Genomic DNA, 21,936 nt, shown 5'->3' on the forward strand with positions numbered 1-21,936 from the left:
CAAACCTTCTTTGGCAATAGCTTCTCCATCAGAATCTCCTAAAAGCAAAACTTTGAGGCCTAGGAAAATTGGAATCAAACCGAGCAAACCTAAAATCTCTTTACTAGGAATATAATCTAAGACAAATGCAAAAAGCAAACTTAGTAATATTAGACTAACAGAGCCTAGAAATTGTCCTAAATAGATGTTGATGATGTCTTTTCTGCTTTTTCTTTTGGCAAAAAATAACATTAGGATAATAAGTAAGTCTACGGCTGTCCCAGAATACAGGATTATTGAAGTAACAACATTTTGAATCATAAAACACCTCATTCAAATATATTTTTGAATGTATTCTAACATTAAACTTTGTAGATGTCAAAGAGGTCATACTGAATAATTGTTTTTTGTTCTTCATCTTATATTCACAATGCAAAATAAATTTTGGAATTTTTTTCAAAAAAAGTTAAATTGTATCAATTTCAGAACTCACACTTCAATCGCCCATTCTGGAGATATTAAAGGTGGGTACGTTTCTATTCCCACAAACTCCTTGTCAATGGAAACAAACACGTACCCACAGGGTAAATGGAAATAGAAACTGAAATTTTCTAGCTATTACTTCTACTCATTCCAAAAATTTTCTCACTCTGATACTTCCCCACCATAAAGCAAAAAGCCTTGGTTTCAAGGCTTTTCAGTATCCCTTTCGTTCCAATATTTCTAGGCTTTTACGAGCAGAGCAACACACTCGACGTGTGCTGAGAGCTTTCTTCTATACTAATAGACGAAAGTGAGTAAAAGTGATTTTAGAATTATACTGTGGAACGAAACAGTAGTCCTAGTATTGACTATCTTTCTAAAATCTCTTCAATAAGCGATTCTCCCCCTCTAGCTAATAATTCCTGAATTTTATCCTATGTATGAAATCAATTAACTTCATAGGTCACATGCCTTAGCATATCTGCTGCAATCTCATTTATTGGGTAAGGATAGTTCCCCTTCAATATCTGATAAGAGAGATTTGCAAATACATCCGCATCTTCAAAATCTTTTAGAAAAACTCCTATAGCTTGAATGGACCGATTGAATCAACTTTTTACCCTGTGCCTCATCAATTTGCATAAAGCGCAACAACGCTCTTACAAGAACACTACCTTTAAAGATACATTTTTTACACAAGTTCGCACCTGTCATTTCATAGATATAGCTCTCAACATCAGAATCAAAATCCCTGCTTTCGATCTTATCCCAAATCATTGTCTCAAAGTTTTCAGCTGTTCTAATATGGAACCACCTATTTAGGTAATTTAACATATCAATTGCATCGTCATATCTATAGTCCGGATTAAGATTTGGAGCTTTTTCACTTACTGGACGCAAGAAGTACGAAAAGTCTTCTGGATTTCTCGTCATTACAAAGTTAATAATACATCCTAATGGAAAAACATCACTTCGTTTATCAGCATCTTTCAATAAAGTTAGTTGCTCGGGAGCACAATAGAAAAGTTCCCCAAAGGACGCAGTACCCATAGTTTGGTGGGAAGTTAGAGTATTTAGGTTCTTTCCTAATCCAAAATCAGCTAGTTTTATGATATTATCCACAAAGAAAATATTTGTCGGGCTTAAATCTCGGTGTAGGACACCTCTTTGGTGAACGAGGGAGATTGTATGCACAATTTGTCGAATAATGTTTATTTTAGACTTATCACTTAAAGAACTCGCTTTTACAAAATTCTCTAATGTACTATCAGCTCTCTCCATAGTATACGAACAGCTATCTAGGTCAAAATCATATACACGAATAATACCATTGTTCTTTTTAGAAAGTTGATAGACTTTGGATAATCTACTCAAAACATTATTCATGAAAATCATAACTTCTCGCTTATTCCAAAGTTTAGGTAAAGTTTCCTAACCATCATCTTTATAGTTAATAATCACATATATTATTATTGACTATGATAATGTTGATGTGGCTGTGTTCTATCTTCGATATGACAATGACTATCTATGCATGCTTCACCTACACGCTCCAGTTCGATGTTCACATGTTTGATACCTTGTAATTTTAAATTTTCTCGAATGACTTTTTTTATATCACTTTTATCTTTATTTAGCACGATATGCATCATTGCAAGAGCATTAACACCATCAAGTGTCCATACATGTAAATGGTGGATACTTTCAACCCCATCAATCGCTAACACATTTGAGATAATCGCATCAACAGGCATATTAGTTGGCGTTTTTTCCAACAAAACATCAATAATCTGCTTACCATTTTTTAAAGCATTAGACAATACAAACGCCGATACAGCAACTGACATTAAGGGATCAATAATAGTCATATTGGTAAATTTCATTATAATTGCCCCTAATAGAACGACTAGCCATCCCAATACATCTTCAAGCATATGTAAATTTACTGCTTTTTGATTAAGTGACTCGCCTGACCTTGTAAAATAAGTAGCGCCTGCGTTCACTGCTACACCAACGATGGCAAAAATAATCATACCGTCATAATGTACATCCACAGGTGTCGCGATTCGCATGACACCGTTATATAAGGTGATTATTGAACCTACGACCAATACTGTTGTTGTCACCAAACTTCCTAATACAGAATATCTACTATATCCAAATGTATAAGCAATATCTGGTTTTTGCTTACTTTTCTTTTCTAATAAATAAGAGATCGCAATACTGATGGCATCACCTAAATCGTGTATGGCATCTGATATAATTGCTATACTCCCTGTCAATAGTCCGCCAAGTATTTCAAAAATTGTAAATGATAAATTTAATAGTAAAGCTATCAAAATATTTCTTTCAGTTTTCATTAAGTACAACTCCCTTCAAAAATGAGCTAGAAATTAGATAAACATTTTGGTATACTTGTAATATAAACTATACCTTTACGGTAATGTCAAGAGGAATTTCATGAAATCTTTTTTAACAATCGGTCAACTTAGTAAACTATCGAATATACACATTAAGGCTCTACGTTACTATGAATCCATTAATATTTTAGAACCAACATACATCGATCCAAATAACTCATATAGGTACTATTCTCATGCTACCGTCCTATATGTAAAAACTATTAAAATATGCGCTGACTACGGGATTCCACTAAAGACATTTCGTCATTTTATCAACGAAAAAAATGAAATACTAATGGATGAAATACTGCAGTTAGCACAAAAAATTATAGAAGAAAAAGAACAGACTCTAAAAAAAGATAAAGCCCATATAGAAGATTTTAAATTGCAAATTAAACTATCAAAGCAGTTAGATCAAACATCTCACTATCATATGGAAACTAATGATGAGGATTATCTATTAATTCCTTTCGAAGGGGAGATGCTATCTGATGATTATTATGTTAAGATAAATGATATACTTACTGCGTTATCGTTGTCGTCAGCAGCTTTCAATCAAAGAGTTGGATGCTATTTTAAAAGGAGTAAAGATTCTTGGATACAGTATTTAGCTTGCAAAATAAAGCATTTTTCTAATCATAAACTAGAAAATACACTCTGCCTAAAGGGGGCTCATGTACACGGAGAGCACATCACAAAGGAAAATATCATTCAAAGGATTAATGAGCTAAATACCGATCAAGATATTCAAGAAATACTAATCTTAGAAACTATCGAAAGTCCTTATAAGTTTACTAACCCTCACTTAGAATTAAGATATTTTTTATGAAACGATCACACCTCTTCTCCTATTCGATATAACCATGCACATTATTTAATCTCAAAAAATCTCAACTCCGAAGTACTCCAAGAAGTCTTGGAGACAATTGACATTTGTAAAAAATGGCAAACTACCTACCACCTTTCTTATCACTATCGGAGATACTGGCGAAAGGTTCTTATCCGCCTAAGAACGAAGGGAATACTTTTTAGAGACCAAAGAAGTTTGTAAACTATTTGGTAATAAAATGATGCTGATGAAAATCAATGAATACTTACAAAAGTTTGACAAAGATAAAGATTTATCACATTACTTTTAGTGTCTCTATCTACAATTTTATTAGTTGCATGTTCTAACCAATCAAGCAATTCTTTAGATGGCGAATGCCGTTGAATAAACGAGAGTAGAAATGAAGTTGCCTTTACCATTTCAGGTAACAAAGGAAATAGCAACAAAGGAGAGGCCGACAACTTTACAAATGATAAAGACAGTGCAACAATCGAACTGACTGGCTCTAATATCATAAACCGAAAAGAGAATTATACCTTCAAGGATGACGTATTCACTGTAGATATTTCAGGAACAAAGCAGGAGTATTACAAAAAGGATAGTGAAGAAATACAGCGACAAGTAAAACCCTCAAACTATTTGATATTCTTTATACAATAAAAACGCTTTTGTACTGACCTCAAAAGTTAGATTTTTCTGTCTAACTTTTTGGGGTCAGTACACACCCGCATAGCGGGTGTTTTTTTGTCTCGCACATAGCGGAGTGAGACAGACTAATAGTCACATAATAAAAAATTTACTTAAAGTCAGATTTTAAATACTGTAGAGTAGTTCTTTCTAAAACTTACTCCCAAATTTTTTTGCTCGTATAATTCATCAGGGGTTTGGGGATTCTCCCCAAAATAAAAAACAAATATAAGCTCAAAAGTGTCAGTCTGACCTTTACTGATGTTTGTTTTTTGCGATAGTGTGTATACACTATCTGAGCTCGCAAAGACCTAACTCCATTTTCAGTGATTTCCCGTACTTTATCCGGTGCCTCACATTGTCCGTACAAGGATTTTTAACGACTACATGATAAAAACGCTGACCACCATCAGCGTTTTTGTTGTTTTATTTAAAACTATTCTATCAAAATGACTGGAAGACTATCACTTCTTAGCTATTCGTTGCTTGTCTTCCTTCACTTGTTTCTCTACAAGTTCTACAAGTTCCTCCATCAACTGACCTAATTCCATCAAATCATGTTGGGAAATTTTCCCAAACTGTGTTGCGCTTTTAGCGATGCTATTAATTGCTCTACCAACAGATAGTAACCTGTCAGTCAGCAGCTGATATTCTGGAAAACTAACTAGCCAAGTTTCAAAATCAGGTTTTAATAATTGCTTTCTAGCAAAACGAGAAAAGTTTGAAAACCCATCTTGCTTCATTTTCTCTAACAGTTTTTGATTTTCTTCTTCAGACAAAAAGACTTGTTTAATTACGTTCCTAATTCTCCTTTTATCCATTAAGCTCCCTTAGATAATAATTTCCGTTTCTTTTTCTTGTGGTAACGAGTTAACTCCTTTTCATAATGTGAAACTAACCTTCTGCTATAGTCCATAGCTCTGTAGGCTTGACTATCTTGAGACTGATCTGCAATTTTAGATAATTGCCTTAAATTATTTTGAATACGTCTTAGAGAATAAATCAATTCATCAAACTGAGAGTCATCAAATTGAATAAAGAGTGACGTTTCCTTAAAAAGCATCCGACGAGCGTAATTAGAGAATGTTTGTAAGCCTGTATCATTTACTAGTTGATTAAGTACTTCATTCTGCAATTCCGTCACATAAAACTTCTTTAAAATAGTTCGGATACGTTCAGACATAACGGACCATCCTTAAATATCGGTCTGCCTGCTTAGTATCATATCGTCTCAACTCTCCTACCAGTTCTAAATAATCAATCATTAATGCTTCTGATAAGTTCGGAAAATCGTTATCTGAGGTCTGACAAATGATTTCAAGTTGATTTGTGATTTCTCTGATAGAAAAGCTGTAGTCCTCCGTCTCACTTTCATAGTCTCTCTTGAGAGCCTGATAGCGGTCGTACTCCTCTTGTGACTTAAATCCAGTCACTAACATATTTTCTAATTGATAATATACTGTCATCACTTGTTATCCTCCTAATCTTTCCATATATCCATAGCTGCTATGAAATCTTCAGATACTTCCACATTTGAAATTTCTAATGGACAGTAGTCTTTTTCAGATGCTATCACTTGGTCAGCAGTTATAAACCCTCTAGCTTCCCAATTCATTAGTATCCCTTTAACATAACTCATGTTTTGTTTCTTTGGCTCAAGCTCAGCTGTTTTCTGAATAGCTAACTGCAACAAGGAATGATTAACCGCGAATCCTTCTAATAATACTTTCTCCTGTTGGGTTAATTCTCGATGCCATAGTGTTTCCATTAACCAGATGTCATCAGTCAGTCGTGATAAGATTGGATTATTATCTAATCCTATCTTATCTTGACTTAACTTATCTTTACCTATCCTATCTTTACTTATCTTATCTTTAATTATATTGTGGTTCTCATCTGGATCCAGACTGGCTCCAACTTGGAGCCGAGTATTTTGAAGATAATTAATCAAGCGTGGTCCTAGATTTAGACAGTCCAACAACTGATGATCCTTCAGATAATCTATAAGAAGTTGACGATGACTACTCGGTGTGTAACGATCTGCTTTGATGGTATTCTGCTCAAAGAAATCCTTGATAAAGTAAACCATTTCATTGTTTAACAAGAGTAAATACTGCTTAAGAGTTAATAAATTTAAACTGTCCTCATTAGCATTAATCATCCGCATAACAGGAAAAGCTTCAACAATACCATCATCGTCTGCATTGACTACCAAGTGACAGTAAAGCGCCTGCGCTTCAAGTGGTAGGCGTAAAAATCGTTGTGTCTGCACCACCGTCTTACTCAACATTCGTCTATTACCCATCCTTTACCTCATCTTTCATATTGTTTCAACCAACGTGTAACCGCACGTTTATCGTACAGAGTCACACCATCAATAACCATTGTAGGCATTCCTTCTCGTGTCCACTTTTGAAGGGTTGTCGTTGACACATCAAGCCATCTAGAAAGGGCTGCCATCCGAACCATGGGTTTATATAATTCTTTATCCTCTAGCGCTCTTTCAATAGCTGTAGAGACCATTTCATCATAATGTGCCCTTAACTGTTTTTCCAAAACTTTGGGAAGTTGAACAACTAAAGTCGCTTCTTCAGACATATTATTACCTCGTTTCTATTTCTCAATTAAATAAACTCCGAAATTTGTATATTTTATTATACATTTTAAATTATAAATACTTTTTGTATTCTTGTCAAGTGACATTATACTTTTTGTATTAAATGTGTTAAAATATCAAGTAGGAGGTAACTATGACTAATAATATAGCTAAACTTATCGAAGAAAGTGGCAAAAAAATAAAAAGTATCAGTGAAACACTTGATATATCCTATCCAACATTATCTAGCTATAACCAAGGAATACGAAAGCCCAAAAAAGAAAATGCTCAAAAACTGGCAGACTATTTTGGTGTCTCAGTAGCATACATCCTTGGGATTGATGATGAGAAACACGCTCCATCAAAACTGAAGATAGTCGCTGATAGTTTTAAAATATCCGAAATTACTTCTGTAACGCCTTTTAAGAGTGATATGGAAAAACTTAAGAAAAGTATCGAGCTTGGAGAAATTCATTTGTCTATGCCCTTAAACGAGGTTTTCTCAGATGACTTTAGACGTATTCTTTCTAACTACTTGGTGGATTATGAAGAAACGTTTATCAATGACTTAATTAAGTTTATGAATAACCAAGGCCAAAAATCGGATATTTGGAAAACATGGATACAAACCGAAGAGTTTCAAATTAGACGAGCAGATCGCAACAGAAAATAGACTAATATTTCTCAATTACATAAGCTCCGAAAACTTAGAAACGGAGAATGATTATGTCTATTCATAAATACGAAACAAAAAAAGGATTTTTTTACTATGTCAGCTTTTATATCGGTTTAGATGAATACGGCAAAAAGAGACGACATCTAAAACGAGGCTTTAAAACTAAGAAAGAAGCTAGGCTATATGAAGCTAGGCTAGAAACTGGTCAACTTTCAGAAGTACTAAAAGCATCCAGGCAAAACACCAATATCAGCTATCAGGATTTATATCAAGAATGGTTTCAAGCTTATCAAAACACTGTCGAAGCCACCACCGCTGCAAAAACTAAGGATATATACCGAATTCATATCCTTCCAATATTTGGTCATAAGTCAATTAGTAGTATCAGTCCATTGGAGTGTCAAAATTTTATTACAGAAAAATCAAAGACCTTCAAAAATATGAAGCATATCAAATCTTATACATCTAAAATATTTGATTTTGCTATCAACATGAACTATATTGACAAAAATCCAATGTCAAATGTTATCATGCCGAAAATAAAAAAAGAGAAATCAGAAAATTTCTGGTCTCTTGAAGAATTGCATCGCTTTTTGAAAATCGTAAAAGAGATTGAACCCTATAAGCATTTTGCTTTATTTCGCTTACTGGCTTATAGCGGTTTACGGAAGGGAGAACTTTACGCTCTCAGATGGGGAGACTTAGATTTTGATAATAATCTACTGACCATCAATAAGAGTATCGGTAGAATTGATGGCCATGCTATTGAAAAAGGTACTAAAAATAGTTTTTCAGTTCGCTCAATATATTTAGATAGTGAAACCATTGACATCTTAAAGCATTGGCAAGAACTTTATAGGCAGGAACAAAATCAGTTAGCGATTTCAAAAATTGCCAAAATTGACCTTTCTAATGAGTACATGTTTACCTACTTGACAAACTCGGACCAGATTGAACCTTTACATGCGGACTATCTCAATAATATCCTCAAACGGATTATCAGAAAATACAAGTTAAAACCTATCAGTCCACACGGATTTCGACATACTCATGCTACCCTTATGACAGAAATCGGAATCGACCCAACTAATACCTCTAAACGTTTAGGACATGCAAGTAGTCAAATGACACTTGATATTTACACTCATACTACAAAAACTGGAGAGCAAAATTCCATCAAAAAATTTGCGGACTATCTCAATCAAGCAAAATAATATCTCTTGATTGAGATTTTTTCTAGAATAAAGTTTCTAATAGGTTATCAAAAAGGATATCACAACATCAAAAATATCAAAAAAGCACCTTGCGAAATCTTCGCAAAGTGCTCTGAAACGTTGATATAACTGGATATTAACGTTTTGAGAATTGTGATGCCTTGCGGGCTTTTTTGAGCCCTGGTTTCTTACGTTCAACCATACGAGCATCACGTGTAAGAAGACCAGCGCGTTTCAATGAATCGCGGAAATCTGGATCTACTTGAAGCAATGCACGCGCGATACCGTGACGGATCGCACCTGATTGACCACCGTAACCACCACCGTTCACGTTAACGAAAACGTCGTATGAACCTTGTGTTGAAGTTACTGCGAATGGTTGGTTGATCACCAAACGAAGGTCAGCGTGTGGGATGTACTCTTCTACATCTTTTTTGTTTACTGTGATTTTACCAGTACCTGGGACCAAACGTACGCGTGCAACCGCGTTTTTACGACGACCAGTACCTGTGTATTGTGCTTGTGCCATTTAGATTACGTCCTTTCCCTTAGATAAGACCTGAAATATCAAGTACTTCTGGTTGTTGTGCAGCGTGAGTGTGCTCAGCTCCTACAAACACTTTCAACTTCATGCCTTGTGCACGACCAAGTGTGTTGTGTGGAAGCATACCCTTAACTGATTTTTCAATCAAACGAACAGCGTTTTTAGAACGCAATTCACCAGCTGTGATTGATTTCAAACCGCCTGGGTGCAATGAGTGAGTGTAGTACACTTTGTCAGTTGCTTTTTTACCAGTCAATTTCACTTTCTCAGCGTTGATAACGATAACGAAGTCACCAGTATCAGTGTGAGGTGTGAAAGTTGGTTTGTTTTTACCGCGAAGAACGCTAGCAACTACTGCTGAAAGGCGTCCAAGAGGTACATCAGTAGCGTCTACGACATACCATTTACGTTCAACTTGGCCTGGTTTAGCCATAAATGTTGTTTTGTTCATGATTTCTCCTATACGAATCGTTTTTGTTTACTGGGCGGATGTTCCGGTCCGCAGGTATTTGGAAGGTTCCGGGGCCTTTCAAATGGGGTAAACAATACCGTCTTTCATTATAACAAAAGCCCTAGAGCAAAGTCAAGCTATTTTACTCTTATTTTCTTCTTTTTTGGTCCATAGCAGAGCTTCTAAAAATGAAAGCCTTGCCAAGTCAAAAATCAGCCACAGCTTCATTTGCACCCTACTCTTCGTCAGCACGCTTCCAATCAAAATGCGTCCCTCTCACACTATAGGCATCATAACCTTTCTTGTTCAGATAAGCGGCTGCTTGATTAGCATAAGTACAGAACAACCCCCTACAATAAAGAATAATCGGTTTATCTCGCTGTAATTCCTCCAAATGCTCCTCCAATTGATTGAAGGGAATATTGACAGCACCTGCCACATGCTCCAACTCAAACTCACTAGCAGAACGCAAATCAACCAGCTGAGCTTGACTGCTAAAGACCTTATTTTTAGCTTCTTCTAACTCAATTGTCCGTATCGCCTGATTCTGATCGATATAGCTCTGTTCAATCCAATTTAACATCGGTGATTGCTCTTCGCTAATCGAATGAATAGCTGACAATAAGGTCTCTACTGTCGGGGTAGAGATGCTATACCAAATGTATTTTCCGTCTCTTTCAATCGTCACCAAAGAGGCTTCTTTTAAGACTTGCAAATGCCTTGAAGTATTCGCCGTCGTCATGTCGGTCATTCTGGTTAACTGTTCTACGGTCTTTGGTCCATGAATTAACCGGTGGAGAATTTCTAAACGCTTTTCACTAGAAAGAGCTTTGGCAATGCGAACATATTCAAGAAAGACTCGATCCATGTAATCGCGGTCTTGGCTCATGTTGACTCCTTACTGAATTTAATGTTTCCATTATAGCACACATCAAAAATACTTTGCTAGTCATAGCTAGCAAAGTATGCTGCATTAAATCATTAACTGTTTAGCTACCCTATTGCCTAGAATCCCACCTAGAACCAGAACAACTAAGAAAATCCAGCCTGATAGGGAATAATTGGCAATTGGTGTAAAGAGAGCACCAACGTTACAACCATTTGATAGTCGTGTCCCAAATCCCATCAGCAGCCCTCCCAATGCAAAGAAGAAGGCTTGTTTTGGAGCGATTTTCAACTCTGATTTCGCCACTTTAGTAAAGGTACCTGACGTTAGTAAGAACAAGATAGTTCCCAACATAATCCCAAAATTTTGCGTGCTAATCGGATGTTCAAAGAATGGTGTTGAGAAAGCTCCTTCTGGCATCAGGGTAAACTCTGCCAAACTATTTGCATCTACGCCAAACAGCATCAAGAATTGACCAAACCAAAGACCGTAAGGTGTGCTTGCTCCCCAACCTGCTTTTGTCACTCCCATCAAAAGGGTGAAAAGAATAGCAAGAATAACCGCAGCCTTACGCAAAGACCAAGCCTTCACAAATAAACGATCATACCAACCCGCTCCATCCACAGGATTTTCCAGAGACTCTGCCACTTCCATATCTTGAATTTTCTCTCCAAAGTGACCAATATAGGTGCCCGCTTGCTTGCGTTTATTTTCATAACGATAAGAAAGCCAAATGACAATTCCACAAAGGAGACCGGTAAGTAGCAATGCTCCTAGATAACCACTTAAACCATCAAACCGGAACAAGTCTGGTAGATAAACTCCTCCGTAAAGCTTAGAACCCACTTCGCTTGTAAACCAAGATTTGGTAATCCAACTAGCTGAATTTTGTATAGGAAAACCAATAAAAACACCCAAGCAGAAGAAAACCAAGGTAATCAATCCACGAGGCAAGGCTGTCACTAAATCCGTCAATACACCAGAAGCGCAACAAGAGGAGAAGGTCATGCCAAACCCAAAGAGGATTCCTCCTAAAAGAAGACCTAGGTTAATGGGATTCACCCACAAATCGTAAGATGCTGCATCTGCATTAAATAGAAAAGCTGTACTCAACAAAGTTGTGATAAAGAACATCATCATCATGGTACGCATCAGGCGTGTAGAGCCTGTCCGATAGGCACGATTGACACTACCCGCAAACCCTGTATAACCACGACTGAGTGTGTAACCAAAAGCTACCCCCATCAGGAGACGAAAGAATAGCATCTCAGATGATAGTAGGGTTGGCCCTAAAATCAGAATAGCTGCTCCTAGTATAAAACCGCTATAACGTTCTACTTGTTTCATAAAAACTCCTTTTTATTCTGTTTATTCTTTGCAAAATGAAAATAAAGAAATCCTAAACCGACCCAAACGCCCAGAATTCCAAATGAATAGGGTGACAACTGACTCGGTGAATTGGGGAAGACCAGTAAAATAGCAAACACAATCCCCAATAACATTCCCAGCAAACTTTGAGACTTCATGATCCGTTTTTCTGTCAGTCGACTACTCACATAACAAACATAAGCGTAGGTCACCGCCGCCATCAAACTGGATAAATCAACGATATATAAAATGACACTTCTCCCCAAAAAGGGCATAAGAACACTGATCATGGTCACAAATCGTAAGGCATTTGTTGGTATCCCGTAGTGATTTTCCTGGGCAAAATAAGCTGGAAGTAATTTGTGCGTCGCTAAAGAAGCTAGTACTCGACTACTGCCAACTAGAAAACCATTGATCCCTCCGACAACTGCCGCAAAAAGAGCTAGGCATAGGCCAGAAAAACCAAGCCATCCTGCATATTCTAGAATTGCACCTCCTGACGCCCAGACAAGTCGGCTGGCCTGATTCGGAGTATAGGCCAAGGCTGTGATGATATTTAGCATATTGTAAATCAACATCCCAATTATAGTTGCTAGCAGTGTCATTCTAGTCGCAAAACGGTGGGGAAAGCCAAGGTCTGTCAAAACCTGAGGAACAATATCAAATCCGACAAAAAGAAAGGGAATAATGGCTAGCACCTTCAAGATAGCAATGCCGTCAATAGTCGATTGCTCTAAATATGTGGCTACAAATTGTCTCCTATCGCCAAAGAAAAGCATATAAACAAAGCTGACCGCTACGATGGCTACAAGGCTTATGATTAGTAGTTTTTGCAGGCGCATTGACAGATGAATGCCCTGTAGATTAATCCAATAAAATGCCAAAATGACCACAGTTGAAATCAGCACATCCGTCACATAAACAGGATAAGAAGCTATGGTGTAGAGATACCCAAAAGAAAGCTCTCCAAATAGTTCCTTTAAGACCAGTACCACTGCAGTTGCATTTAAGGGGATTAAGGTCAGGTAACAAAAGGTAAGCGCCCATCCTACTAGGAACCCATGACCTCTCCCTAAATGAGCAAATACGTAGGAAAATTCCCCGCCACGTTCATGATGGTGCTCAACCATAACGTGATAACCCATCTGGATAAAGTAAATCAATACCACTCCTATCAAGAAGGCAATTGCAGTATTAACCACTCCTGCTTCAGGTAACAGTTTATTTCCAGGAAGATAAAAAGCTCCCCAGCCAATAACAGATCCAATCACTAAGGAAATAACATCTAATTTTGATAAGGTCTGTTTGGTCTTAGTCAAAGTTATACCCCGTCACAATCGGTCTTCTAGCAGTCGTCTTATCTTTAAAGTATTCATAATAACTCAGGGCAAGGAAGGAGCCTTGGATATTGATAATATTGTCAAAACCATAACCCTTCAAAGCTCGGATAGCGTAGTAACTATTCCAAGAGGTCCGACAATGGATATAAACCGGCTTATCCTTTGGAATCTCCTCTAAGCGTTCTCGAATCTCATCTAGGGGAATATTTACCGCACCGATAATATGGGACTTGTTGAAGGCTTCTTTTCCACGAACATCGAGAATAAACGCACCTTCATCTACCAACTGACGAACACTGGTCACTGGGACTTGTTGATAATCTCCATTGAGATAGTTGAGGCCGACAATTCCAGCAAAATTCACCACATCTTTTGCTGTTGAAAAAGCAGGAGCATAGCACAATTCTAAGTCTTTCAAATCATCCAGATAGCCACCGAAGCTAATCACTGTCGCAATGACATTGATATTCTTAACAGGATTTCCCTTACTGATTGCCTGAGCTCCTAATATTTTTCCACTGGGATATTGATAGAGCAATTTGAAATGCATCGGTGCTGCATCTGGCATCAACCCAACACGGTCATTTGGAATAACCAAAGCAACCCGATAATCAATCCCTTCCTTCTGGCAATCTTTTTCATTTAGCCCTGTACTAGCTGCATTCAGACCAAAGACACGGATACAAGAAGAGCCAATGACGCCACGATTGCGATTTTGTTTTCCCGAAATCGCATCTGCTACATTGCGCGCTTGTTTTTGAGCCGGACCCGCAAGAGGTAATCGTGTCTTTCGCCCTGTAATCTGATGCACGACTTCAATAGCATCACCAACTGCATAAACGTCTAGTAAATTTGTCTGGTAGTGATAATCCACCTCGATAGCTCCAGTCTCACCTAGTTTTATGCCTGACTTGACTGCAAACTCCACATCTGGGCTGACACCGATTGCTATGATAACTGCCTGAGCTGGTAATCGCTTGCCACTATGTAAAATAACTTCTTCTGCTGTGATTTCAGCAACACCATCTTCTAAGATTAGCTGCACTCCATTGTCATAGAGTTCCTTGTGTAGCATCTGAACCATATCATCGTCAAAAGGCGTCATGATTTGCGTGCTGGCTTCAACAAGGCTCACTTCTTTACCAGAATGGCGCAAACATTCTGCTACCTCGACACCAATAAAGCCTCCGCCAATCACAACGATTTGCTCTGCTTTTGACACCTTCAAATGCTGATCGATGTTGCGAACATCTGACACATTTTTCAAAGCGAAAACATGAGAGGCGTCAATACCCTTGATGTTAGATGGTCGAATTGCCTTTGCGCCAGGCGATAAAATGAGGGCATCATACCAGTCATGAAAATCTTCACCTGTCTCAAGATTTTTGACAATAACCTTGTGTTCATCTGCAAGAATCTCTACCACTTCATGATGAACTTTGGCATCCAGATTATAGGTTTTCTTAAAACTCTCAGTATCATAAAAAACCAGGTCCTCTACATTTTCGACTTCTCCACTGAAATAGTTTGGCAAGCAACAGTTAGAGAAGGAAATGTCATAGCCCTTGTCGTAGATTTGTATCTGACTCCTTTCATCAATTCTACGAAGACGGGCTGCAACAGAAGCTCCACCTGCAACGCCACCGACAACAATATATTTTTTAGTCATCGCGACCTCCTTTGTGATTTATTTCTCAAAAAACATTCTAACATTCAATTGATTGATTGTCAACGATTTCAAAAATAAAAGAATGGACTTTCTTTCCATTCTTCTAAGATTTATTCACCTGTTCCCCTAACTGTCCAGGCAAAGCAATTTCTCTTTATAAGGGGATGTAGCACTATCTATCACTAGCATAACAAAAAAGGGTCTCAAAGTAACGATTTCGACCCTTTTCCCAATTTTTAATCAAAAATATTTCCAACTTCTACAGAGACTTTACTATTTTTGACATCAATCTCTGAGACGCTTAGGAGAGACTTATAAGCAAAACTTTCTCGACTTTCCTGAGTATTGTCTGCAAAAACAGCCACACCAACCAAGGTCGAGTCAAACTCTGTCAACAGGCTAGTCATCCCGGTGATGGTACCTCCACCTTTCAAAAAGTCATCAACGATAAGCACGCGACTATTAGGCTTCAAGCTACGCTTAGATAAAAACATTTTTTCAATGCGATCACTAGACCCTGATGCGTAGTTGACTGATACTGTTGAGCCTTCGGTAATTTTCAAATCACGGCGAACAATGACAAATGGAACATTCAGAACATTGGCAACAGCATTGGCCAAAGGAACACCTTTAGTTGCTACAGTCATAACCGCATCAATCTTTTCACCACGAAAAGCATTGGCAATAATACGGCCAACATTTTGCAAAATAGATGGTGTGCTCAAAAGGTCCGACAGGTAGATATAACCTCCTGGAAGTATACGGTCACTCTCTGACAAACGGCGGCAAAGATCCTCAACAATGGCACGCGCTTCTGCCCCACCAATTCCTGGCGTAAAAATCACACCACCACTGGCTCCTGTTACCGTATCAATCTGCCCGATCCCTGCCTCTTCAAAAGCTTTTTTGATAATGGCAATATCTTCTGAAATCGATGATTTGGCAGCTTGGTACTGCTCTGCAAACGTGTTGAGACTGGTTAAAATATAAGGATTATTGATGAGGTAGTTTGAAATGACTACCATGCGTTCACTGCGACGTAGTTTCATTTTTTCTTCTCTTTCTTGGGTAATGTTACTATTATTATAGCATATAAAACGAAAAAAGCGAGCATTTTATTCTAAAATGTTCGCTTTTTAGTTCTTATTTGTACTTAGGCTTGTAAAAAGAGCGGTTATCCATGGCAAAAATTTTACCAGTCATTTCACCCTCTGACACACGACTAAGGGCTGTCAACATCATCATCATTTCTGCGTCGATATTGTCAATCATATGGATAATCTCTGCTTCCATGATACGTGGACGGACAGGGCTACCGTACTCCAGTTGCCCGTGATGACTGAGGATGACGTGACGAAGAACAGTTACTTCTTCTTTAGTGTCATCAATTTCAAGCTCTGTAATAGCCTTGGTAATTTCTTCATTGATTAGGGCAATATGACCAATCAGATTGCCACGAACTGTGTATTCTGTATTGTCAGGACCTGTCAGTTCAATCACCTTGGCAAGGTCATGAAGCATGATGCCCGCAAAGAGGAGGCTCTTGTTGAGATCTGGGTAGATATCGCCAATGGCATCAGCCAAGCGCACCATGGTCGCTGTATGATAGGCAAGCCCTGTCTCAAAAGCATGGTGATTAGTCTTTGCAGCAGGATAAAGGAAAAATTCTTTGTCATACTTGCGGTATAAATTTCTGACAATCCTCTGCCAGGTTGCATTTTCAATGCGGAACATCATTTGTTCCAGGTAATCTCTGACATCGCTGGCTTTGACAGGTGGCTTTTCCTTGAAATCAGAAGGATCTGATGGTTCCCCTTCTCGAGGATGACGAAGCACCAGTTGATTGACCTGAGGTGTCCCATTATAAACCTCACGGCGTCCTTTCATAAAGACTACCTTACCAGCTGTAAACTCCTCAACATTATAAGGTTGAGCATCCCAGAGATTCCCCGAAATCTCGCCAGAATCATCTTGAAAAGTGAATGCAATATAGTCTTTTCCCGCTCTTGTCTTTCTAAGCTCTGCCGATTTAATCAGATAGAAGCCTTCAAAGAGCTGGTCTTGTTTCATTTGATTGATTTTCATTATTATTCCTCCTCTAGGAAAGCCTCTTCCTCCTCAGGAGGAATGTTTAATAGGGATAGGGTGTTCTGATCTTGATAAGTTTCAATAGTGCCTAGAGCTCTGATAATGGCATTAGTGCGTGTGGTTAAAAGGCTATCAACAGTTTTACTGGCTGTATTGAGCTGTTTTTGTGCCTTAAGGAGCAGGCTTGAAAACTTATCAAACTCCCCTTTGACATTGCCTAAAATCTTACTGATGTCATCAGCATTTTTCTGAAGATTGAGCGTTCTAAAACCAACGGACAAGGAATTGAGCAGAGCAGATAAGGTTGACGGACCAGCCACTACAATGTTTTCTTCCCGACGTAGCCCATCAAAGAAAGCAGCCTGTCTAACCACTTCAGCGTACAGCCCTTCTGTCGGTAAGAACAAAATACCAAAATTAGTGGTTTCTGGAGGATTAAGATACTTGGATTGAATAGCTTTAGCAAACCGTTTAATAGAGGCCAATAGATGTTTGCGATGAAGGTCAATCTGCTCCTTATCTCCAGTTTCATACGCATCCTCCAATCGATAATAGTCTTCCAGAGGAAATTTCGAATCAATAGGCAGGTAAATATAATCTCCTTGGCTTCTTCCAGGGAGTTTAATGGCATACTCCACACGCTCGCTCGAACCAGAAACAGTGCTAAATTCTCTCTCATACTGATGCGGTGTCAGCAAATCTTCAATAATTTGTCCTAGCTGTAATTCCCCAAAAATCCCTCGCGTCTTGGTATTTGAGAGGACTTTACTGAGAGAGCCTACATCCTGAGCGACGCTCTTCATCTGACCCAGACCTTGGTTGACAGATTCCAATTGTTTGGAAACTGTTTCAAAAGAAGCTTGCAACCGTGTTTGCAGTGTCTTCTCCAATTTTTCTTCAACAGTCTGACGCATTTGCTCAAGGCGTTGCTCATTAGAACTTTGTAGGTCCTTGACGGACTGTGTCAGATTTTGATTAATCAGGGCCAGACGTTGGTCGGACTGATTACGGCTTTGGGTCAGGTTATCATGTAAGGTTTCCCTGATGTCGTTTAGTTGAGTATATAAATCTGTTTGTAGGCGATTGAGTTGTTGAGCAAGAACAAGCTCCTGCTCCTTAGACAAATGAGACAGCTGATAAGAGAGCTGTTCGGATAAGTTATCTGCATTGTCATCTAAGGTTTTTGTAAGACCTGCTCTTAGCTCTGCTATTTTCAGCCACAAGACAAGGGCTAGTAGAAGACTGGCCACAGCTATTATCAGTAGTAATATATCCATTCTCATCTCCTGTCCCTAGTTCTCATGACAATTGCGTAACCCGAAGGCACTGTGACCTCAATAGGTTTATTCGTAAAAGCGTTGCTGGTGTATATTTTTTTTTGGAAAAAATTATCCTGTGTCAGTGGGTATTGAGCACCTAGAATCCTCAACTCCCCTTCTCCTTCTAGCATAAAGGAGATGTAGGAGGCTTCCTTTTCAGGAAAAATGCGGTGCTGCCCTGCTGGTAAATAGCTAATCTGGTTTTGCTGATCTAGGAGACAAATCTGCCTCATAAAAGGGGCAATAGCAGGGTCTGACGGCAAAAACAAATTCGCCATCATGTGGTCAACGCGGCCCCCAAAAGCACCAAAAACCCTTACGTGAGCTTTTGGGTAACGGTCAAAAATGAGCTTGATGGCTAATTCGGCATCCGTATCATTTTTCTCAGCAGGCACCTGAGTAAAGGTCTCTGCGGCCATTTTGATGCTTTCTAACTCGGCAGTTGACACGGAATCAAAATCTCCAATTGCCCATGACAAACTAATGCCATTTTTCAGCAGAAAGAGACAAGCCGCATCCACAGCAACATAAAGGTCAAAATCCCTTGGAAGGTCAGAACAGTCTCCTGCTAATACTAAAGCAATCTTAGGCATCGAGGGCATCTCTCAAGGTCTGTACTTGTGCTACTAGGTCCTCTGCTTTAAAGAGGTAAGATCCTGCCACAAAGACATTCGCACCTGCATCTGCACAGGCTTTGATGGTTTTATTGTCAACACCACCATCTACTTCAATATCAAAAGATAAACCTCTTTCCTCGCGCCATTGCACCAGACGGTTAATCTTTTTCAGGCATTCTGGTATGAAGGCTTGTCCACCAAATCCTGGGTTGACGGTCATGATCAGCACCTGATCCACCAAATCAAGAAGAGGTTCAAGCACCTCAACCGGTGTTCCAGGATTGATTACCACACCAGCTTTCATACCTGCGGCTTTGATCTTTTGAAGAGCGCCATGGATGTGAAGTGTTGACTCGGTGTGAATGGTCATGATATCAGCACCAGCTTGGGCGTAGGCACCTACATAGCGTTCTGGATTAACCACCATCAGATGAACATCAAAAACAAGTTTTGAATGCTTACGCATGCTGGCCACGACATCTGCACCAAAGCTGATATTTGGCACAAACTGACCATCCATAATATCAATATGAACATATTCAGCATCTGTCTCTTCAATGCGACGCAACTCACTAGCAAAGTTGGCATAATCCGCGGCTAAGATAGATGGAGCAATCGTGTATTGTGTCATGGTAAACCTACTTTCGTTTGATGATTTTTTTATAAACTTCCCGACGATTTTCAATTTCGGAGAGAATCTGTAGATAATTATCGTAGCGCACCTGCCAGAGCTCTTTGGCGTCAAGCGCCTCTTTGACGGCACAATTTGGTTCATGGGTATGGGTACATGACCTAAATTTGCAGGAAGGACTGAGCTCTTTAAATTCTGGAAAGGCTGCGTTGAGTTCTTCAGCTGTTGACACCTCATAATCCAGCGATGAAAAGCCTGGCGTGTCAGCTATTTTGCCACTATGAACATTATAAAGACTAACTGCACGAGTCGTGTGACGACCTCGACCAAGACTGTCTGAAATTTCTCGAGTTGCAAGCTCTAGGTCGGGAGCAATTTTATTTAGCAAAGTGGATTTCCCAACTCCTGTCTGACCCATAAAAACCGTTATCTTATCTGCTAAAAGTGGCAACAAGTCATCCAAATCATAGCAAAAATCATAACCAATCGCTTGATAATGCGCTCGGATACTGTCCATCTCCCCCCTACTCTCTAGCAGGTCAAGCTTAGAGATGTACACGATAGGTTGAATACTTTTATGTTCTAAAAGCACCAAAAAGCGGTCTAAAAGGTTGCTGTTGAAATCTGGCTCCTTAGCCGACATGATGACAACGGCTTGGTCAATATTGACAATGAGAGGACGCACCAAGCTATTTTTACGCTCATGAATGGCTAAAACATAGCCTTCTGAATTTTCCTCAGCCGAAAAATCGACAATATCTCCAACGTAGGGCGTTTGCCCTTTTTGACGAAAATTCCCACGCGCCCGTGTCTGATAAACCTGCCCATTTGCCTCCACATAGTAGAAACCTGCCAGAGACTTAATAATTCTTCCTTGCACATGCACTCCTAAAGGGTTTGATACCTCTATTTTACCAAAAAAACAAGAAAATGGGATGAACTGAGAAAGATATCTTAGCAAAAAGAGCCTGAAAGATTCAGACTCTTGCTAAACTAATCATCATTTCCTAAAAGCCTGGGGCACTAAGATGATGCCCAATACCAAGCTAAGTATTCCTAGGATCAAAAAGGAGGCCGAGGCATCCGGAGTTAGCTGTGATATGAGCTGTAGCACAATCGCTGCTCCGCCACCTCCAATATTACACCCAATCAGAACAAGGCTCGTTGCCTGTCCAAGCTGCTCCGTTTTAAAATGTTCTGCTACTTTATGAAAGACCAGAGTCACTCCTAAACTGTAAACAAAGCCTGTTACAATAGCCCCTATGGCAATCAACCAGAGGGAGGTCCCTTGCCAAAGCAAAAGCATTCCCAACCCCAAAATCAACACCACTGCTGGCATCAGCCATTTCTTTAAAGCCCTCGAAATCGGGCCAAACAAGGCACCTGAAATAATCCCCATTAACATCATAATGCTGAGGATCATACTCGTTTCTCCTGGTGTCCCAAGCTTGAGCTGATCAACAAAAACGGGTATTCGAAGCGTATTTCCTGTATTAAGGAGAATGACAAAACCAGCATAGAAGGCAAGTCCGATAAGATAGAAGATTTGACGCCCTGTCAATGCGACCCTAGCTACTGTCTTTTCAGAGCTGATTTTTGTTTTCTGAGGAGCAGGAATAAAGGCGAGATATAGACCTAAGCAGATTAGTCCTGCTAAGTAGACAAGGTAGGATATTTCCCAACCTAGGACGAGCAATTGCCCCGCTAAAAAGGTTAACATCGCTGACCCTAAAACTTCCGTCGAGCCACGCAAGCCCAAAAGGTGTGTCCGCTCCCTACCCTCGTAATAATGGCTAATGATATTTATCGCATGGGCATTAATCAAGCCACACCCTACACCTAAAATCAAACGAGAACAAAAAACCAAAGGGTAGCTCTGACTCAATGCTGGCAGAACACCTCCGACACTAATCAATAACAGACCTGTTATCAAAGCTTGTCGTTCGGTAAGATAACGCTCAAGGATGGGATTAAGCAACAAAACCCCTAAAATCGCAAAAGAAGAAAGTGAAAATAAGATTTCAACCCAGCCAGCAGAAATACCTTGCTTTTGGTAAAAATCAAGCATGGCTGGAAGTGCAGACGAAACTGCGAATGGGGTTACGAGCATAAAAGATAGCCCTAGTAGGCTAATCTTTTTCATCAAGTCTTTCATAA

The 21,936-nt window shown here is 39.1% G+C and carries 24 protein-coding genes and 1 pseudogene; 4 read left to right on the forward strand and 21 right to left on the reverse strand.

Annotated features, from left to right (window positions below):
• The 3 genes from G575_RS0109145 to G575_RS0109155 all read right to left on the reverse strand — a co-directional run.
• Window positions 1-300 (reverse strand): cadmium resistance transporter (locus tag G575_RS0109145; RefSeq protein ID WP_027972466.1); only part of this gene is annotated, 300 nt, incomplete at its 3' end.
• Window positions 301-1,023: 723 nt separating this feature from the next.
• Window positions 1,024-1,857, reverse strand: a complete 834-nt coding sequence (locus G575_RS11415) for a protein kinase domain-containing protein (RefSeq protein ID WP_051177024.1) — start codon at window positions 1,855-1,857, stop codon at window positions 1,024-1,026.
• Between the two features lie 74 nt (window positions 1,858-1,931).
• Window positions 1,932-2,822 carry a cation diffusion facilitator family transporter gene (locus G575_RS0109155; RefSeq protein WP_024383347.1) on the reverse strand — a complete coding sequence of 297 codons (891 nt, stop codon included), beginning with the start codon at window positions 2,820-2,822 and terminating at the stop codon, window positions 1,932-1,934.
• A 100-nt stretch (window positions 2,823-2,922) separates the two neighbouring features.
• Here G575_RS0109155 and G575_RS0109160 point away from each other — a divergent pair, with 100 nt between their 5' ends.
• Both G575_RS0109160 and G575_RS12480 read left to right on the forward strand, forming a co-directional pair.
• Window positions 2,923-3,693, forward strand: coding sequence for a MerR family transcriptional regulator (locus tag G575_RS0109160; RefSeq protein WP_018368558.1), 771 nt, complete (start codon window positions 2,923-2,925; stop codon window positions 3,691-3,693).
• Between the two features lie 294 nt (window positions 3,694-3,987).
• Window positions 3,988-4,353 (forward strand): annotated as a pseudogene (locus G575_RS12480) (hypothetical protein).
• Between the two features lie 491 nt (window positions 4,354-4,844).
• On the opposite strand, the gene G575_RS0109165 reads toward G575_RS12480, so the two are convergent.
• The 5 genes from G575_RS0109165 to G575_RS0109185 are packed head-to-tail and all read right to left on the reverse strand — an operon-like array spanning window position 4,845 to window position 6,978.
• Window positions 4,845-5,201, reverse strand: a complete 357-nt coding sequence (locus G575_RS0109165; protein ID WP_027972467.1) for a hypothetical protein — start codon at window positions 5,199-5,201, stop codon at window positions 4,845-4,847.
• On the reverse strand, window positions 5,201-5,563 hold the full coding sequence (locus tag G575_RS0109170; RefSeq protein WP_027972468.1) for a plasmid mobilization protein: 363 nt from the start codon (window positions 5,561-5,563) through the stop codon (window positions 5,201-5,203). The genes G575_RS0109165 and G575_RS0109170 overlap by 1 nt, the downstream gene beginning before the upstream one ends.
• The gene (locus G575_RS0109175; protein ID WP_027972469.1) at window positions 5,556-5,846 is read right to left on the reverse strand and encodes a DUF5962 family protein; all 291 of its coding nucleotides are present in this window, start codon (window positions 5,844-5,846) and stop codon (window positions 5,556-5,558) included. Before G575_RS0109175 ends, G575_RS0109170 begins: the two co-directional genes overlap by 8 nt.
• 14 nt (window positions 5,847-5,860) lie before the next feature.
• The gene (locus tag G575_RS12485) at window positions 5,861-6,685 is read right to left on the reverse strand and encodes a DnaD domain protein (RefSeq protein ID WP_027972470.1); all 825 of its coding nucleotides are present in this window, start codon (window positions 6,683-6,685) and stop codon (window positions 5,861-5,863) included.
• Between the two features lie 8 nt (window positions 6,686-6,693).
• Entirely contained in the window at window positions 6,694-6,978 is a 285-nt protein-coding gene (locus G575_RS0109185; protein WP_001287945.1) for a hypothetical protein, read from the reverse strand.
• A gap of 152 nt (window positions 6,979-7,130) precedes the next feature.
• Here G575_RS0109185 and G575_RS0109190 point away from each other — a divergent pair, with 152 nt between their 5' ends.
• Window positions 7,131-7,649, forward strand: coding sequence for a helix-turn-helix domain-containing protein (locus G575_RS0109190; RefSeq protein ID WP_024383343.1), 519 nt, complete (start codon window positions 7,131-7,133; stop codon window positions 7,647-7,649).
• 53 nt (window positions 7,650-7,702) lie between these two features.
• On the forward strand, window positions 7,703-8,866 hold the full coding sequence (locus G575_RS0109195) for a site-specific integrase (RefSeq protein WP_024383342.1): 1,164 nt from the start codon (window positions 7,703-7,705) through the stop codon (window positions 8,864-8,866).
• 136 nt (window positions 8,867-9,002) lie between these two features.
• Here G575_RS0109195 and rpsI read toward each other — a convergent pair whose 3' ends face one another.
• From rpsI to G575_RS0109265, 13 genes are all read right to left on the reverse strand, one after another.
• The gene (gene rpsI, locus G575_RS0109200; RefSeq protein WP_002942223.1) at window positions 9,003-9,395 is read right to left on the reverse strand and encodes a 30S ribosomal protein S9; all 393 of its coding nucleotides are present in this window, start codon (window positions 9,393-9,395) and stop codon (window positions 9,003-9,005) included.
• A gap of 19 nt (window positions 9,396-9,414) precedes the next feature.
• Window positions 9,415-9,861, reverse strand: coding sequence for a 50S ribosomal protein L13 (gene rplM, locus G575_RS0109205; RefSeq protein ID WP_027972471.1), 447 nt, complete (start codon window positions 9,859-9,861; stop codon window positions 9,415-9,417).
• A gap of 235 nt (window positions 9,862-10,096) precedes the next feature.
• Complete coding sequence (locus G575_RS0109215) at window positions 10,097-10,750, reverse strand: ArsR/SmtB family transcription factor (RefSeq protein WP_027972472.1); 654 nt, start codon at window positions 10,748-10,750, stop codon at window positions 10,097-10,099.
• An 84-nt stretch (window positions 10,751-10,834) separates the two neighbouring features.
• On the reverse strand, window positions 10,835-12,094 hold the full coding sequence (locus G575_RS0109220; protein ID WP_027972473.1) for a YeeE/YedE family protein: 1,260 nt from the start codon (window positions 12,092-12,094) through the stop codon (window positions 10,835-10,837).
• Complete coding sequence (locus G575_RS0109225) at window positions 12,091-13,434, reverse strand: APC family permease (RefSeq protein WP_037622967.1); 1,344 nt, start codon at window positions 13,432-13,434, stop codon at window positions 12,091-12,093. The genes G575_RS0109220 and G575_RS0109225 overlap by 4 nt, the downstream gene beginning before the upstream one ends.
• Window positions 13,427-15,124: an FAD-dependent oxidoreductase gene (locus G575_RS0109230; RefSeq protein ID WP_027972475.1), complete on the reverse strand. Its 1,698-nt coding sequence runs from the start codon at window positions 15,122-15,124 to the stop codon at window positions 13,427-13,429. Before G575_RS0109230 ends, G575_RS0109225 begins: the two co-directional genes overlap by 8 nt.
• A gap of 236 nt (window positions 15,125-15,360) precedes the next feature.
• On the reverse strand, window positions 15,361-16,173 hold the full coding sequence (gene purR / locus G575_RS0109235; protein ID WP_027972476.1) for a pur operon repressor: 813 nt from the start codon (window positions 16,171-16,173) through the stop codon (window positions 15,361-15,363).
• A 94-nt stretch (window positions 16,174-16,267) separates the two neighbouring features.
• A complete protein-coding gene (locus tag G575_RS0109240; RefSeq protein WP_027972477.1) occupies window positions 16,268-17,209 on the reverse strand; it encodes a 3'-5' exoribonuclease YhaM family protein in 942 nt (313 codons plus the stop codon).
• Between the two features lie 2 nt (window positions 17,210-17,211).
• Window positions 17,212-18,489 carry a DNA recombination protein RmuC gene (locus G575_RS0109245; RefSeq protein WP_027972478.1) on the reverse strand — a complete coding sequence of 426 codons (1,278 nt, stop codon included), beginning with the start codon at window positions 18,487-18,489 and terminating at the stop codon, window positions 17,212-17,214.
• 2 nt (window positions 18,490-18,491) lie between these two features.
• Window positions 18,492-19,124 carry a thiamine diphosphokinase gene (locus G575_RS0109250; RefSeq protein ID WP_027972479.1) on the reverse strand — a complete coding sequence of 211 codons (633 nt, stop codon included), beginning with the start codon at window positions 19,122-19,124 and terminating at the stop codon, window positions 18,492-18,494.
• Entirely contained in the window at window positions 19,117-19,779 is a 663-nt protein-coding gene (gene rpe / locus G575_RS0109255; protein WP_027972480.1) for a ribulose-phosphate 3-epimerase, read from the reverse strand. Before rpe ends, G575_RS0109250 begins: the two co-directional genes overlap by 8 nt.
• 7 nt (window positions 19,780-19,786) lie before the next feature.
• Window positions 19,787-20,659 (reverse strand): ribosome small subunit-dependent GTPase A, encoded by an 873-nt coding sequence (gene rsgA / locus G575_RS0109260; protein ID WP_027972481.1) that lies wholly within the window; start codon window positions 20,657-20,659, stop codon window positions 19,787-19,789.
• A 120-nt stretch (window positions 20,660-20,779) separates the two neighbouring features.
• Window positions 20,780-21,934, reverse strand: a complete 1,155-nt coding sequence (locus G575_RS0109265) for an MFS transporter (protein WP_027972482.1) — start codon at window positions 21,932-21,934, stop codon at window positions 20,780-20,782.
• Between the last annotated feature and the right edge of the window lie 2 nt (window positions 21,935-21,936).

It is taken from the genome of Streptococcus plurextorum DSM 22810, assembly GCF_000423745.1.
GTDB classification, from domain to species: domain Bacteria; phylum Bacillota; class Bacilli; order Lactobacillales; family Streptococcaceae; genus Streptococcus; species Streptococcus plurextorum.